This window comes from Streptomyces roseolilacinus, from assembly GCF_014649335.1.
In the GTDB taxonomy this organism is placed as follows: Bacteria; Actinomycetota; Actinomycetes; order Streptomycetales; family Streptomycetaceae; genus Streptomyces; species Streptomyces roseolilacinus.
The window spans coordinates 128,887-141,760 of the sequence record NZ_BMSV01000003.1; the positions used below are offsets into that span (position 1 = coordinate 128,887).

Below are 12,874 nucleotides of genomic sequence, written 5' to 3' on the forward strand. Positions count from 1 at the left end.
GGGGTGTGGTCGCACCCCCGCGGCCGCGAGGTCGTGGTCGGTGGCCATGACGGCATCCTCTTCGGCAGCGGATGCCGTCCGCCGGGACAGGGCCCCGCCTTCGGCGGACGGCACGGGACACCCGCCCACGATTCGTCGCGCCGCACCAATGCCGACGGGGGGACGCTCAGCCCTTCACCAGCAGGCCGCGGCGGCGCAGCACCGCGCGCTCCAGCGGACTGAAGAACAGGAGGTCGACGGCGACACCGACGAGCAGGATCAGGATGATCGCGAGGAAGATCCCCGGCATGTCGAAGTTGTTGCGGCCGTTCTCCAGGAGCTGGCCGAGGCCGAGGCCCAGGTCGGGGGACGACGCGATGATCTCGGCGGCCATCAGCGAGCGCCAGGAGAACGCCCAGCCCTGCTTCAGGCCCGCGAGGTAGCCGGGCAGCGCGGCCGGCATGACGATGTGCCAGGCGCCCCTGAGGCCGGTCGCGCCCAGCGTACGTCCGGCCCGCAGGAAGAGCGGCGGGACCTGGTCGACGCCGGCCACCAGACCGTTGGCGATCGAGGGAACCGCGCCGAGCAGGATCACCGCGTACATCATGCTGTCGTTGAGGCCGAGCCAGAGCACGGCCGGGGCCACCCAGGCGACCGAGGGCAGCGACTGCAGGCCGGACAGGATCGGACCGATCGCGGTGCGCACCACGCCCACCCGGGCGACGAACAGGCCGAGCGGTGTGCCGATCGCCAGGGCGAAGAGGAAGCCGAGCAGCGCTCGGGAGACGCTGGTCCACAGGATGCCGAGGAGCGTGCCCTCCATCCACATCGTGGCGAGGCTGTCCCAGACAGCGGACGGAGCCGGCAGCTTGCCCTCGTCGGCGACCTTCAGGGTCACGAGCAGCTGCCACGCCGCCACCACGAGCGTGACGGCGAGGACCGGCGGCAGGACCTTCTTCAGGAGGACCTCGCGCACCGGGGTGCGGCGGATCTGCACGGTGTCGAGGGCGTCGAGGCCGGCCTCCAGACCGGCCAGGTCGTCGGCCTTGACGGGGTTCGTCTCAGTGCTGGCCATGGCGGCGGATCTCCTTGCGCAGTTCTTCGGTGATCTCGACGGACAGCTCCGCCACGGCGGCGTCCTCGACGCGGCGCGGCTGCGGGATGTCGATGGTCCACTCGCGGGCGATCCGGCCGGGGCGGGACGAGAGCAGGACGACGCGCTCGGCGAGCCGCACGGCCTCGCGCACGTTGTGGGTGACGAACAGGACCGAGAGCCCGGTCTCGCGCCAGATCCGGGTGAGCTCGTCGTGCAGCACGTCCCGCGTGATCGCGTCGAGCGCCGCGAACGGCTCGTCCATCAGCAGCAGATCGCTGTCCTGGGCGAGGGCCCGGGCGAGCGCCACACGCTGGCGCATGCCGCCGGACAGCTCGTGCACCCGCTTGCCGTACGAGCCGCCGAGCCGGACCAGTTCGAGCAGGCGCTCCGCCTCCGGGCGGCGCTCGGCCTTCGTGACCCCGCGCAGCCTGAGGGCGAGTTCGATGTTCTTGCCCGCGGTGAGCCACGGGAACAGGGCGTGCTCCTGGAACATCAGGGCGGGCCGGCCGGCCGTCGTGAGGGAACCGGCGGTGGGCGAGTCCAGCCCCGCGACCAGGTTGAGCAGCGTGGACTTGCCGCAGCCGGAGGCTCCCAGGAGGGTGACGAACTCGCCCGGGGCGACATCGAGTGAGATGTCGTCGAGCACGAGCTGTGCGTCGGCGGGTCCGCCGAAGGACTTCGAGACATGCTCGATCCGGGCGGCGTGCGCCACCGCCGTACGGCTCTCGTCCTCGTCGTCGGCCTTGGCGAGCGTCGGGGTCGTGGCCATGGTCTTCACCTCCTGGGAGTTCGGGCTGCCACGGGTTTACTTCGCGCCGAGACCGGCGTCGGAGACCTCCGGCTTGCCCGCGGCCTTGAGCACCTTGTTGAGCAGCGTGAGGTCGTAGATGCCCGCCAGCTCGGGCTGCTTCAGCAGGCCGGCGTCCACCGCGTGGTCCGCCTGTGCCCGGAGGGTGGCGGCGAGCGGGTCGTCGGTGACGGTGATGGACGGCCAGGCCGCGTCGATGACCTCGTCCGACAGCGGCTTGCCGGTCTCCTTCTTCAGCGCCGCGTTCACTGATTCCTTGGCCTTGTCCGGGTTGGCGGTGATCCAGGCGTTGGTCTTCACCGTGCCGCGCAGCACGGCTTCCACCACGTCGGGGTGCTCCTTGAGGAACGCCTGCCGCACGATGATGTTCGTGATCACGAACTTCTTCCCGGGCCACAGGTCGGACTCGTCGAGGAGGGCCTTCGCGCCCTCGCTGACCAGCTTGGACGCGGTCGGCTCCGGCACCCACGCCCCGTCGATGGAACCGGACTTGTAGGCGTCCGGGGTTACCTTGTTGTCCGTACGCACCACCGAGACGTCGCCCTTGCCGCTCTGCGAGTCGACCTTCCAGCCCTTCTCCGCGACCCAGTGCAGGAACGCGACGTCCTGCGTGTTGCCGAGCTGCGGGGTCGCGATCCGCTTGCCCTTGACGTCGTCCAGGGTCTTGATCTTCTCGGGGTTCACCACGAGCCTCACGCCGCCGGAGGCGGAACCGGAGATGATCCTCAGGTTCTGGCCCTTGGACTTGGTGTAGCCGTTGATGGCGGGGGAGGGGCCGATGAAGCCGATGTCGATCGAGCCGGCGTTCAGGGCCTCGATCTCGGACGGGCCGGCGTTGAAGGTCGAGGGCTTGATCGTGGTGCCGCCGAGTTCCTTCTGGAACAGGCCCTCCTGGACGCCCACGAGAGCGGTGGCGTGCGTCAGGTTCGGGAAGTAGCCGATCCTCACCTCGCCGGCGGAGAGCTTCTCGGCGCCGGCCGCCACCTTGGGCTGCTCGGCGTCCTCGGTCGCCTGGGAGCCGTAGCCGCAGGCGGTGAGCAGGAAGGGAAGCGCCGCCACGGCGGCGACGGTACGCAGGGCGGTGAGCGGTCTTGTGGCAGACACGGAGGTGTCCTTTCGAGGAAAGGGGCTCGGGAGGAGCGGAGATGCGCGACGAGATGCCCCGGCGGCCACTCGCGGCCGTCATCGCGGGCGAGTCGTGGGGAGGTGCCGGAGCCGAGGCAGAGGTGCCGGGAGCGCCGTGCACGGCCGGACCGCGCCTCAAACGGTTGACGCGGGTTCAGGCCGGGACGTGTACGGCGGCGGAGTTCCGCGGGTGGGGAGACGGACCGGCTGAACGGCCTCAGAAGGGTCGACAGATGGCGCTGGACACGCGGCCGAGGTCGATGTGCCGGCGGGAGGTGAGGAGGGGGAGGGAGTCGCCTGCCTGCTTCAGCGCGCGCACGGCTCCACCCCCTGGAATCCCTAGTTTTCCCACCTGGCTGATAGGCATAGTGGCAGAGGCGGGTTTCAGCCCCAAGGGGGATTTCGCATAATGGACGATCTCGTCTTGGTGTACGAGACGCCGCAGGTCACTGGTACAGGTGCGGCGGTGCCGTCGCCCGGCCGTGGCCATTGAGGTAGTGGTCGCCGATGGCGCGCAGGCGGTGGGCGGTCGGGTGGTGGGCCGTCAGGGTGCGGGCGTTGCGCCAGAAGCGGTCCAGGCCGACGGCGTCCACCAGCTCCAGGACTCGGGTCGTGATGTGAAGGGCCGCCCTCGTCGTGACGGTCTCGGCCGTGGCGACAAGGGCGTCCACGGCCGCCGGTTCCTCGGGACCGAGCTCCGCTCCGGCGCTCAGTGCGCGCGCCATCGCGCCCGTCGCCCTCTCGACCACGGCGGCGGCCGTCTGTGCGGCGGAGGCGAGTTCGCCGTACGTGAGGAGCAGGTCGGGGTCGTCGCCGAGCGGTCGGGGGACACGGGCGTTCCTGCCGAGGTCGCGGGCTTCGATGAGAGCGCCCTCGGCGATGCCCAGGCCGACGTGGCACAGGCCGAGGCGGAGCGCGGGCTCGGCGAGCGCGGTGAAGGGCGCGGTCGACTCCTCGTCCTGCGGCCGGTGCCCGAGTACCTGCCGGGAGGTGACGACGACGCCGTCCATGACGACCGCGCCCGCGCCGGCGACGCGCTGGCCGAGACGGTCGTCGGCCGGTTCGGCGATCACTCCCGGGTCGTCGGCCGGGACGCGTACGACGAGCACGTCTCCCGTCACGACGCACACGGCGTCCACCAGGAACTGGTCGGCGACGGTCACCGCGGTGTCCACGGTGCGGCGCCCGTTCAGCGCGTAGCCCGTGTCGAGCGGCATCAGGGCGAGGTCCGGTCCGCCGGTGTCGTGTGCCGAGCCCGGGGCGCGGACGGCCCCGGCCCACAGCCACTGCCCGCGCACCGCCTCCTCTTCGAGGTCGGACGCGCCGTGGTGCCCTGCGTAGAAGCGGCCGCTCCACGCGTGCGCGTAGTGACGGGCGAGGACTTCGCCGAGGGAGCTGTCCGCCGTGGCGACCTCCCGTATGACGGCGCACCCGGTGCGCCAGTCCGTCCCGGCGCCCCGCAGGGGTGGGGTGAGGGCCGCCGGCAGGCCGGCCTCGCGCAGCCGGGCCGTCTCGTCGACGGGCGGTTTGCCCGCCTGGTCTCGGGCGATCGCGTCCGTGGCGAGGTCGTCCGCCACGTCACGGGCGGTACGCAGGAGCTCGCGCCGCCGCTCGTCGGCGGACGGGGGGAGGGTCGTGGTCGGCGTCGACGGCATGGCGCTCACCGGCAGGCCGAGGTGCGGGAGTGCGGTCCGGGGACCAGTGGGGTGGCGGAGCCGTGGCGGTGCGCGGTGGTGGTCATGTGCCCTGCTCCCGAGGTGTGTCGAGGGCATCGGGGCACCTTGGCGCCGCGTCCCCCTCGTATCCCTAGTTTTCCCATCGAATTGATAGGGATATTGCGCTGGAGGCGCGTACCTGGCAAGAGGGTGACCGAAGGGCGGACGGCTGCGTCTCGGGTGCGGAGACGGGGGAGAGGCGGGGTCTCACGCGTCGTGTCAGGGATTGGTCCAGGCGGCCGGATCCTGCGCCAGGGAGTGCACGACCTCGGGGAGTTCGCCCGAGGCGATGTCCGCCAGCGAGACGCCTTCCAGGATCTGGCGGACGTTCGCGCGCAGGGCCACCCACAGCGGCAGCAGCGAATGCGCGGGGCCGTCGTACGAAAGCTCCGGGGGGCGCACGCCGCGCACGGAGACCAGCGGGCCCTCGACCGCCCGCACCACGTCGGCGACGGAGATGTCCTCGGCGGCCCTGGCCAGTCGGTAGCCGCCGCCGGCGCCGCGCTGGCTGACCGCCAGCCCGCCGCGGCGCATGTCGTTGAGGATGCCTTCGAGGAACTTGTGCGGGATCTCCTGCGCCTCGGCGATGGCCTCCGCCTTCAGAGGGCCGCCCTCGGGGGCGCCGGCGAGGAGGAGCGCGGCCCGTACCGCGTAGTCCACCTTGGCTGAGATGCGCATGAGGGCATTATCCCGCCCGACCCGTCGCTGATCGCGACGGGTCGGGCGAGGTGACGCCCGCCTGGATCGAGCGGTGGGGCTTTTCCTGTGCGACCAGTAGGGAAGTGTTGGCGGGGGCTCTCGGCGCGCGCAGCGGCATTGCGGCCGCTGGTCTTCTTCGCGTCCTTCTCTCCCTCTCTCTTCGCGACCCGATCAGGCACCGCGGGGCCGTGCGGAGCCGCCTGGCGTACGACGACGACGCCATCCGGCCGGATCCGTCACCAGCACCTCCCTGCCGCCGGACATCGACCCCGTCGTGCTGCCGACCGCGCCCAGCACCGGGCCCCGGCCGGGGTGCCCCCACCTCCCCGGCCGACAGGCACCGTCGTGCCCCCACGACATCGAGCGCGGCGGCCCGCCCCACACGGCGGGCCGCCGCATCCGTCGGGTCGAGCACCGGGACGACGGCCGGCAGCGGGGCCCCGGTCCGGGTCGCGGGCCGGGGCCCCGCTGCCGTGGGCGGGGCGGGTCAGGCAGCCACGGGCGTGTAGTGGGCGGCCTCGTCGCCTTCGACGACGTAGCTGTGCGCGCCGTCGACGGCGGTGGGGGCGTCTCCGGCGACCGTGACGCGGTGCAGCAGGCGCGGCAGGTCGCCGTAGTCGTCCGGGGCGTAGTGCTGGGTGATGCGGTTGTCGAACAGCACCAGGTCCCCGGCGTTCCAGGAGATCCGCACCAGGTTCTCGGGCCGGGTGACGTACGACTGGAGGAGCCCCAGCAGGACCCGCGACTCCGCCGGGCCGAACCCGATCAGGCTCTGCGCGAACCCGCCGATGAACAGGCCCCGTTCACCGCTCTCGGGATGGACGCGCACGACCGGGTGGGCGGTGCGGTAGCGCCGCGAGACGAACTGCCTGCGGTGCTCGGCGGCCTTCTCGTTCTTCGGCTCGGCGTAGTCGTACGCGTTGGTGTGCACCGCCCACAGCCGGTCGGCGAGCTCGCGCAGCGGCTCCGGCAGGTCCCGGTAGGCGGCGGCCGCGTTGGCGATCAGGGTGTTGCCGCCGTACGGCGGGACGACCAGGGCCCGTAGGGTGGACGCCTTGGGCGGGGTGCGGACGAAGGTGACGTCCGTGTGCCAGTGGTTGGCGCGGATGCCCTCGTCACCGTCCACCGGCAGGATCTGCGGCCGTCCGTCGACGGCCGGCACGGTGGGGTGGGCGTTCGTCAGCTCGCCGAAGAGGGAGGCGAAGCGGAGCTGCCCGTCGTCGTCGAGGTTCTGGTCGCGGAAGACGAGGGCCTTGTGTTCCAGCAGGGCGCCGTTGAGCGCCGTGACGGTATCCGGAGTGAGGCCGCCCGCCAGGTCCAGGCCGTGGATCTCGGCGCCGATGCGGCCGCCGATCCTTCGGATGTCGAATCCGGCCGACGTGGCGGGGGCGGCGGGTGCGAGGGGCGAAGTGGTCATGCGGGGCTGGTCCTTTCAGGGGATGAGGGGCCGGGAGGGCCCGTGGTCGCCGGGGGCGGCGAGCGGCCGCCCGACGGCGGGGACGTCGGTGGTGAGGTCGAGCGGACCGCCGGTCATGCCTTCCCTCCGGCGGGGGCGGCCGCTTCGGGCGCCGGGTCCGTGGCGGCCGCCGGCCGCGGCAGCCCGTAGTGCTCGCGCAGAGTGCGGCCGGTGTACTCCGTACGGAAAAGGCCGCGGGCCTGGAGGATCGGGACGACCTGGTCGACGAAGTGGTCCAGCCCGCCGGGCAGGTACGGCGGCATGATGTTGAACCCGTCGGCCGCACCCTGGGCGAACCACTCCTGGAGCTGGTCGGCGATCTGCTCGGCGGTGCCGGCGACGACCCGGTGACCGCGTCCGCCGCCGAGCCGGGCGATCAGCTCGCGCAGGGTGAGCCCGTCCCGCCGTGCGAGTTCGGCGACGAGTGCGAAACGGCTCCTGTTGCCGTTGATGTCGTGCTCGGCCGGCAGCTCGGGCAGCGGGCCGTCCAGCGGCAGGCCGGTCAGGTCGGTTCCGAGCATCCCGGAGAGCTGGGCGAGGCCGTACTCCGGCACCTGGAGGTCGGTGAGCTCCTGTTCCAGGGCGCGGGCCTCCGCCTCCGTCGAGCCGAGGACGGGGCAGATGCCGGGCAGGATCCTCAGGTCGTCCTCGGCCCGGCCGTGGCGGGCCGCCCTGCCCTTGAGGTCCTTGTAGAACGCCTGGGCGTCGGACAGGGTCTGCTGCGCGGTGAACACTGCCTCCGCGTACCGGGCCGCGAACTCCTTGCCGTCCTCCGACGATCCCGCCTGCACCAGCAACGGGTGCCCCTGCGGGGAGCGGGGCACGTTCAGGGGGCCGCGCACCCGGAAGCGCGTCCCGCGGTGGTCGATGGGCCGGACCTTGTCGGTGTCCGCGTAGACGCCGCCCGCGCGGTCGAGGACGATGGCGTCGTCGGCCCAGCTGTCCCACAGCTTGACGGTGACGTCGACGAACTCCCGGGCCCGCTCGTAGCGCAGGCCGTGCTCCAGGTGTTCGTCGCGGCCGAAGTTGCGGGCCTCGTCGACGGTTCCCGAGGTCACGATGTTCCATCCGGCCCGGCCGCCGCTGAGGTGGTCGAGGGAGGCGAAGGCCCGGGCCGTCGTGAACGGTTCGTTGAACGTGGTCGAGACGGTGGCGATGAGCCCGATGCGCTCGGTGGCGACGGCCAGCGCCGACAGGAGGGTGAGCGGCTCGAAGCCGCCCAGTGCGTTGTGGCGGGCGTTGCCCCACAGGGCGAGCCCGTCGGCGAGGAACACCGAGTCGAGCAGCCCGCGCTCGGCGGTCCGGGCCAGCTCCTGGAAGTACGTCAGATCGGTGACGCGCTCCGGCGTGGTGCGGGGGTGCCGCCAGGCGGCGTCGTGGTGGCCGGCGTTCATCAGGAAGGCGTTCAGATGCAGGTGACGGGGACGGGGCGGTGATCCGGGCATGGCGGTGTCCTGGGTGGGTGGGCGAGTACGGGGAGGCGGCTGGGCGTGGTTCAGCCGTTCGCGGGGACGCGCCAGGAGCTGAGGCGCCGCTCCAGAGCGACGAGGAGCTGGTTGAAGACCACGCCGATCGCGGAGATCGTGATGATCCCGGCGTACATCTGCGGGATGGCGAAGTTGTACTGCGAGGCATTGATCAGATAGCCGAGCCCCGCCTTGGCGCCGATCATCTCGGCGGCCACCAGGACCAGGATGGACACGGCTCCCGCCAGCCGGACGCCCGTGAACACCGCCGGCACCGACGCCGGGAGGATCACCTTCTGGAACAGCCGTGTCGCGGGAAGGTCGAGCGACCGCGCCAGCCGGAGCAGGGTCGGGTCCACGGACCGTACGGCGCTGATGGTGCTGAGCAGCACGGGCCAGGTGCAGGCGTACACGACGATCGAGATCTTGGACGTCTCGCCGATGCCGAGCAGCAGCACGAACACCGGCAGCAGGGCGAGGGCGGCGGTGTTGCGGAAGACTTCGAGCAGCGGCCCGAGCAGATCCGCCACCGGCCGGTACCAGCCGATCAGCAGACCGAGGGGTACGGCGAACGCCACCGCGATCCCGAAGCCGCTGAGGGAGCGGGTGAGGCTGGCCCGCGCGTTGTCGGCGAGCTGCCCGTCGGCGGCGAGCCGCCACCACGCCTGGGCGACCTCGCTGAACGGGGGAAGGAACGTCCGGTCGACGAGGCCGAGCCGGGGCGCGGCCTCCCACAGCAGGAGCAGGGCCACGACGGCCGCCGACCTGGTGCCGGTCCTGACGAGCCCGTACGCCAGTCGGCGCGGCGCCCACCAAGACCGCCTGGGGCGTACCGGGGGCCGGGCGGTGGTCTTCGGGGACGCCGCCCCGGGACGGACGGCGAGGCCGGTACCGGCCTCGGTGGTCACGGTACTCATACGGCGACTCCCTCCCTCTCCTCCTGCTGGGCCCTGGACACCTCGTCGCGGAGCAGGGACCAGATGTGGTGCCGGTGGCGGGAGAACCCGGGGCTGGAGCGCGGGTCGTCGCCGTCCCCCGGGGCAGACAGGTCGATCGGTACGACCTCCTTGATCCGGCCGGGCCTGGAGGTCATCACGGCCACCCGCTGCCCCAGGTGCACGGCCTCGTCGATGCCGTGCGTGATGAAGACGACCGTCTTGCCGGTGGCCTTCCAGATGCGCAGCAGTTCGTCCTGGAGCGACTCCCGTGTCTGGGCGTCCAGCGCCGCGAACGGCTCGTCCATCAGCAGCACGTCCGGGTCGTACGCGAGGCTTCGGGCGATGGCGACCCGCTGCCGCATCCCGCCCGACAGCTCGTGCGGATGCCGGCCCTCGAACCCGCTCAGCCCGACCAGGTCCAGGAACTCCCGGGCCCGGGTCGCCCGTTCGCGCCGGGGGACACCGATGGCCTCGAGCCCGAACTCGACGTTGCCCTGGGCGGTGCGCCAGGGCAGCAGCGCGTACTGCTGGAACACGATGCCCCGGTCGAGGTCCGGCCCGGTCACGGGGGAGCCGTCGAGCAGGATGCGGCCCGAGGTGGGCCGGGACAGGCCGCCGAGGAGGTCGAGCAGCGACGACTTGCCGCAGCCGCTGGGCCCCACCACGACGAGGAACTCACCGGCGCCGACGGTCAGGTCGACACCGTCGAGCGCGGTGACGACCGAGTGTGCGCCGTCCCTGCCTTTGACGGGGAACTCCTTGCGCACCCCGTCGAAGACGATCTTCGCTGTATGCGCGGCGGTCACGAGGTCACCTCCCGTTGCGGTTGAAGTCGTTGGTGTAGAGGTCGTCGAGCCGGACCCGGCCGCGGTCGACGTCTCCGCGCTGGGCCAGCCAGTCGATCCAGAGCTGGAGCTCCTTGCCCGTGATGCGCCCGCCGGACCCGGCCACGCCGTACGACCTCCAGTAGCGCAGGGCGTCGAGGTCCTCGTTCCGCTTCCGCTTCCGGACGATCTCCGTCATCCGGGCGACGACCTCGTCGCGCGGGGTGGCGCGCGACCAGTCGAGTGCCCGGCCCACCGCGGTGACGAAGGTCCGTACCGTGTCCGGGTTCTGCTTGATGAAGCGTTCGGTCAGCACGTACGTGCCGGCGCTGAAGGAGCCCAGGAGCCGGTGGTCGGTGAACAGCGGCCGCAGCCCTCCCTTCGCCAACGCCTTGTCGCGCAGGACCCCGCCGAGCACGGCGACGTCGATCTGCTTCTGGCGCAGGGACTGTTCGGTGTTCACGGGAGGCACGACGAGGGGCTCGACCTTGTCGGCGTCCGCCGGGGACAGCCCGCCGCGCTGGAGGTAGATGTCGAGCATGGCCTCGGAGTGCGCGCCGAGGGTGTTCATGCCGACCTTCCTGCCGATGAGGTCGCGGGCGGAGCGGACGGGGCTGTCGGCGAGGACGTAGTAACCGCTGTAGGAGTCCTTGTCGGAGCCGTAGTAGCTGATGACTGCCTTGATCGGGGCGCCGCTCGCGGCCAGCTTGACCACCGCTCCGTTGAACGCGCCGCCGAAGTCGGTCTGGCCGGTGGCCGCCGACTGGATGTCCTGAGGGCCGCTGATGGTGTTGCCGACCCACTCCAGTCTCACGTCCTCCAGGTAGCCGAGGTCCTGTGCGAGTTCGGCGGGGGTGACCTGGCCGGTCCAGCCCTGGTAGCGGAGCGTCTTGGTGCCACCCTTGGCGGAGCCGCCGCTACCCGCGGCCGTGCCGCAGCCGACCGCGACGGCCGAGAGGCCGAGCAGGGCGAGGAACTGGCGCCGGTTCGCCGGGGACAACGTGCTCATGGGTATGTCCTGTTCGGAGGGGGCCGATGGGGCGGGGGCCTCGAAGGCGGATCGGAGAGCGGTGAGGAGCGTGGACGAATCCGTCCACGGCGCCCTGGAGGAATGCGACGGAATCGCGGCGCAGGGGGTGCCGCCGAATTCCGGAGAGAGTCAGGAACCAGGGAAAGCGCGGGGAAGGAGAAGCGGTGAACACGCCGCACGCGTGCGGGGACGTCCGGGGCGGCGGCCTGTGACGTGCCCGCCGGCAGGTCGTCTAGCAGTCGCAGCAGAACACACAGAGAGCGCTGGCATGCCGCCGGAGATCGACGTGCAGCCGCGTGCTGAGGTTCGCTGACTGGCTCATGCCAACGAGGCTGGCAGCGGGAATGAGCCACGTCAATGCGAGAAACAGCGCCGTATCACATTCCGGATTTCACGACACGCGCCTGAAGCGTGCCGTTCATCATCCGCGTCGCGCGGTCGCCCTCTCCAGCCGGGCGCGCAGATCGGCCAGACGGATCCCGAGCCGCCGCAGGGGGGTGGGCGGCAGCGCACGGGCGGAGCCGCGTGCGTAGTGGCGCTCGACGTAGAACTGACCCGCGCCGAGCACGGTGGTGACGGCGATGTACCAGACGGTGGCCACCATCAGCAGCGGGATGACCTGGTACGTCTGGTTGTAGACCAGCTGCACCGAGTACAGCAGGTCGTGCACCGCGAGGACGCTGACGATGCTGGTGCCCTTCAGGGTGCCGATCAGCATGTTCCCCGCGGTCGGGACGATGGCGCGCATCGCCTGGGGGACGACGATCCGGCGCAGGGCGCGCGGCCTGCCGATGCCGAGAGCCTGGGCGGCTTCCGTCTGGCCGGCGTCGACCGAGAGGATGCCGCCGCGCACCACCTCTGCGGCATAGGCGGCTTCGTGCAGGGTCAGGCCGATGACGGCGGTGAGGGTGGGGCCGAGCAGGTTGACGGTCTTGACGGTGACGAACTCGGGCCCGAAGGGGATGCCGAGTCCCAGCGTGGGGTAGAGCGCGCCGATGTTGAACCAGAACAGCAGCTGCACCAGCAGCGGGGTGGACCGGAAGATCCACACGTAGCCCCAGCTCAGCGTGCGCAGAACCGGGTTGGCGGACAGGCGCATCACGGCCAGGGGAGTGCCGAGCAGGAAGCCGAGCACCATCACCACACCGGTCAGCCACAGGGTGAGGAGCAACCCCTCCAGCACGGCGGTGGTGGTGAAGTAGCGGCCGACCACGTCCCACTGGAAGGCGCGGTTGCGGACGACGGAGTTGACCACCATCGCGAAGACCAGCAGCGCGACGACGGCCGTCAGCCGGCGGCCGACGTGCCGGCGCGGCACGATCCGCGGGAGATCGACTTCGTGGCCCCGACCGTCGGAGGGGCTCGGGTGTCGTGGAGGTGGGAAGGACGCGGAGACGGGGGAGGGGCGGTGGACGTCGGACGGCGAAGCCATCAGAAGGCTCTCCAGGTGAGGGAGGCGCGGGCGGCGGTGGCCACCCGGCGGCGCACGTGCACGGACTCCGGACGGACCCGGCGCGGGGCACTGGGTTGGAGGCTGGTCTCCGACGTCGTCACACTCGCCGCGTCCCTCAACGCGGCCGGTACGGCCACCGCGCGCGGCGGAGCCGGTCCGGCCTCGATCGTACGGGCGCACCGCGCGCAGGTGTCAACCACACCGGCCCCCGGGAGCCGCCCGACGCCGGTCCGGCATCCGGGCCGTGGTTGACGGGAAGCACGATGTACTGCTCAATTGGTCGCA

13 protein-coding genes are annotated in these 12,874 nt (G+C 71.8%); all 13 read right to left on the reverse strand.

The window, feature by feature from the left end; genetic code table 11:
• Nucleotides 1-166: 166 nt before the first annotated feature.
• Nucleotides 167-1,054, reverse strand: a complete 888-nt coding sequence (locus tag IE106_RS08070; protein WP_189531408.1) for an ABC transporter permease — start codon at nt 1,052-1,054, stop codon at nt 167-169.
• On the reverse strand, nt 1,041-1,844 hold the full coding sequence (locus IE106_RS08075) for an ABC transporter ATP-binding protein (protein ID WP_189531410.1): 804 nt from the start codon (nt 1,842-1,844) through the stop codon (nt 1,041-1,043). The genes IE106_RS08070 and IE106_RS08075 overlap by 14 nt, the downstream gene beginning before the upstream one ends.
• A gap of 36 nt (nt 1,845-1,880) precedes the next feature.
• Complete coding sequence (locus IE106_RS08080) at nt 1,881-2,987, reverse strand: aliphatic sulfonate ABC transporter substrate-binding protein (RefSeq protein WP_189531411.1); 1,107 nt, start codon at nt 2,985-2,987, stop codon at nt 1,881-1,883.
• A gap of 238 nt (nt 2,988-3,225) precedes the next feature.
• Nucleotides 3,226-3,498 (reverse strand): putative leader peptide, encoded by a 273-nt coding sequence (locus IE106_RS30935; RefSeq protein ID WP_373295918.1) that lies wholly within the window; start codon nt 3,496-3,498, stop codon nt 3,226-3,228.
• Nucleotides 3,455-4,663 (reverse strand): acyl-CoA dehydrogenase family protein, encoded by a 1,209-nt coding sequence (locus tag IE106_RS08085; protein ID WP_189531413.1) that lies wholly within the window; start codon nt 4,661-4,663, stop codon nt 3,455-3,457. The genes IE106_RS30935 and IE106_RS08085 overlap by 44 nt, the downstream gene beginning before the upstream one ends.
• A gap of 279 nt (nt 4,664-4,942) precedes the next feature.
• Nucleotides 4,943-5,401, reverse strand: coding sequence for an RrF2 family transcriptional regulator (locus IE106_RS08090; RefSeq protein WP_189531415.1), 459 nt, complete (start codon nt 5,399-5,401; stop codon nt 4,943-4,945).
• A 508-nt stretch (nt 5,402-5,909) separates the two neighbouring features.
• The gene (locus IE106_RS08095) at nt 5,910-6,839 is read right to left on the reverse strand and encodes a TauD/TfdA dioxygenase family protein (protein ID WP_189531417.1); all 930 of its coding nucleotides are present in this window, start codon (nt 6,837-6,839) and stop codon (nt 5,910-5,912) included.
• A 113-nt stretch (nt 6,840-6,952) separates the two neighbouring features.
• Complete coding sequence (locus tag IE106_RS08100) at nt 6,953-8,323, reverse strand: LLM class flavin-dependent oxidoreductase (RefSeq protein ID WP_189531419.1); 1,371 nt, start codon at nt 8,321-8,323, stop codon at nt 6,953-6,955.
• 50 nt (nt 8,324-8,373) lie between these two features.
• The gene (locus tag IE106_RS08105) at nt 8,374-9,261 is read right to left on the reverse strand and encodes an ABC transporter permease (RefSeq protein WP_189531421.1); all 888 of its coding nucleotides are present in this window, start codon (nt 9,259-9,261) and stop codon (nt 8,374-8,376) included.
• A complete protein-coding gene (locus tag IE106_RS08110; protein ID WP_189531423.1) occupies nt 9,258-10,088 on the reverse strand; it encodes an ABC transporter ATP-binding protein in 831 nt (276 codons plus the stop codon). Before IE106_RS08110 ends, IE106_RS08105 begins: the two co-directional genes overlap by 4 nt.
• 4 nt (nt 10,089-10,092) lie before the next feature.
• The gene (locus IE106_RS08115) at nt 10,093-11,115 is read right to left on the reverse strand and encodes an ABC transporter substrate-binding protein (protein ID WP_189531425.1); all 1,023 of its coding nucleotides are present in this window, start codon (nt 11,113-11,115) and stop codon (nt 10,093-10,095) included.
• Nucleotides 11,116-11,368: 253 nt separating this feature from the next.
• Nucleotides 11,369-11,458 (reverse strand): putative leader peptide, encoded by a 90-nt coding sequence (locus IE106_RS30940; RefSeq protein WP_373295919.1) that lies wholly within the window; start codon nt 11,456-11,458, stop codon nt 11,369-11,371.
• Between the two features lie 99 nt (nt 11,459-11,557).
• Nucleotides 11,558-12,568, reverse strand: coding sequence for an amino acid ABC transporter permease (locus tag IE106_RS08120; protein WP_189531427.1), 1,011 nt, complete (start codon nt 12,566-12,568; stop codon nt 11,558-11,560).
• Nucleotides 12,569-12,874: the final 306 nt, after the last annotated feature.

Excerpts from the sequence above, each read along its gene's own strand:
- IE106_RS08070 (WP_189531408.1), bottom strand. The coding sequence starts at position 1,054 with ATGGCCAGCACTGAGACGAACCCCGTCAAGGCCGACGACCTGGCCGGT.
- IE106_RS08075 (WP_189531410.1), bottom strand. The coding sequence starts at position 1,844 with ATGGCCACGACCCCGACGCTCGCCAAGGCCGACGACGAGGACGAGAGC.
- IE106_RS30935 (WP_373295918.1), bottom strand. The coding sequence starts at position 3,498 with ATGGCCACGGCCGGGCGACGGCACCGCCGCACCTGTACCAGTGACCTG.
- IE106_RS08085 (WP_189531413.1), bottom strand. The coding sequence starts at position 4,663 with ATGCCGTCGACGCCGACCACGACCCTCCCCCCGTCCGCCGACGAGCGG.
- IE106_RS08090 (WP_189531415.1), bottom strand. The coding sequence starts at position 5,401 with ATGCGCATCTCAGCCAAGGTGGACTACGCGGTACGGGCCGCGCTCCTC.
- IE106_RS08095 (WP_189531417.1), bottom strand. The coding sequence starts at position 6,839 with ATGACCACTTCGCCCCTCGCACCCGCCGCCCCCGCCACGTCGGCCGGA.
- IE106_RS08100 (WP_189531419.1), bottom strand. The coding sequence starts at position 8,323 with ATGCCCGGATCACCGCCCCGTCCCCGTCACCTGCATCTGAACGCCTTC.
- IE106_RS08105 (WP_189531421.1), bottom strand. The coding sequence starts at position 9,261 with ATGAGTACCGTGACCACCGAGGCCGGTACCGGCCTCGCCGTCCGTCCC.
- IE106_RS08115 (WP_189531425.1), bottom strand. The coding sequence starts at position 11,115 with ATGAGCACGTTGTCCCCGGCGAACCGGCGCCAGTTCCTCGCCCTGCTC.
- IE106_RS30940 (WP_373295919.1), bottom strand. The coding sequence starts at position 11,458 with ATGAGCCAGTCAGCGAACCTCAGCACGCGGCTGCACGTCGATCTCCGG.
- IE106_RS08120 (WP_189531427.1), bottom strand. The coding sequence starts at position 12,568 with ATGGCTTCGCCGTCCGACGTCCACCGCCCCTCCCCCGTCTCCGCGTCC.